The sequence below is a fragment of the Pseudoalteromonas sp. BSi20652 genome, assembly GCF_000239855.1.
Taxonomy (GTDB): domain Bacteria; phylum Pseudomonadota; class Gammaproteobacteria; order Enterobacterales; family Alteromonadaceae; genus Pseudoalteromonas.
In genome coordinates this window covers 1-1,594 of record NZ_BADT01000086.1, presented here as the reverse complement: position 1 = coordinate 1,594, position 1,594 = coordinate 1, and the positions used below count along the sequence as shown (strand labels likewise).

Annotated in this window: 1 protein-coding gene; it reads left to right on the top strand. The window is 38.9% G+C overall.

From position 1 onward, the window contains the following. Nucleotides 1-101 precede the first annotated feature (101 nt). Nucleotides 102-1,139, top strand: a complete 1,038-nt coding sequence (locus tag P20652_RS11245) for an IS110 family transposase (protein ID WP_008167925.1) — start codon at nt 102-104, stop codon at nt 1,137-1,139. Nucleotides 1,140-1,594 lie beyond the last annotated feature (455 nt).

The following is a 1,594-nucleotide window of genomic DNA, read 5'->3' as shown; positions in this document are numbered from 1 at the left end:
GATGTATGAAGTCAAGATTTGATAATCATATAGAAAGCTCCTCGAGTTTTTCGATACAGTTGTGTTGACCAAAACATAAACTGTACCTCGAGGAACTTAGTATGAAACTATATGGTGGAATTGACTTGCATTCAAATAATAGTGTTATTGCTATCATTAATGAACAGGGTGAAACGCTTAGCTGCAAGCGTTTAAATAATGACATGTCTGTCATTTTATCTTTTTTAGCCCCGTATAAAGACAAGTTAACAGGGCTTGTTGTCGAATCAACATTTAATTGGTATTGGTTAGTTGATGCATTAATGGATGCAGAATTTAAACTACACTTAGCGAACCCTGCTGCAATTCAACAATATTCAGGCTTAAAACATGCTGACGACCATAGTGATGCACGTTGGCTAGCTGAAATGCTACGTCTAAATATTCTGCCTGAAGGCTATATTTACCCCCGTGAACTCAGGGCTGTTCGCGACTTAATGCGCAAACGAATGGACATTGTTCAACAGTCCACTAAAAACTTATTATCGGTGCAAAGTTGTTACATGCGTCATCTTGGTTATAAGCTCGGTAGCAACAAAATAAAGCAAATGGCTGCTATCAGAAAAGGCGTTGATACTGAGCAGGTACATGCAGACTTTAGCTCAATGAGTACAGCACTGTCAGTCATTTCTAACCTCTCATTAATACGCTGTGCTCAACAGCAAATTAATGCGATAGAGGGCGCTATTTTAAAACAAACATCACTCTCCCCTGAATTTATAAATCTATCCAGTATTGATGGAATTGGGAATACTTTAGCACTGAGTATTATGTTAGAAACCGGCACGATTAAACGTTTTGATAGCCCAGGAAATTTCTCATCGTATTGCCGCTGTGTTAAAGGGGCAAGGTACAGTAATGGAAAGAAAAAAGGCGCGACGAATCAGAAGAATGGTAATCGTTATTTAGCGTGGGCCTTTACTGAGGCTGCTAATTTTGCAATTCGTTATAACCCAACAGTTAAAAAATATTATCAACGAAAACTGGCCAAAACAAACAAGGTAGTTGCGATTAAAACGGTTGCACATAAGCTCGCAAGAGCGTGTTATCACGTGCTTAAAGACAATGTACCATTCGATGAACACAAGGCGTTTGCTTAGCGTCTATAAAACAAATTAGGTTAACGTGTTGAGCTAGTAATGGGGTTGGTAAAACCATTAGATTTGATTGAGCCTGCACGTTAACCGCTCATATTTTAAATACTGGATATGCCCAATGTTTGAGCCACACAGGGTTGGTTATGTGTAAGCATAAACCACAGACTTGTTACAGCGCAGTGTGTAAACACAGCCAGAAACTGGACTGACATTGGTACTAAACGATGACTGAGGCGAAAGCCAAGGGCCTTAATTAATCATCAATAATGCTTAATTAAACTGCCTAAATTCATATGGGTGACTGGTGCATATTCACACCAATCGACGTCATTACTAGGTGCGTAGTCATATTTAAATTGAGTTTAAATAATAAGAACACTTGGTTTTTGAATAAAAAGATCAAGAAAACACAGCTGCCTGCTTGACCGGAACTTTCTAATGGGTGACCCCTTTGGTTC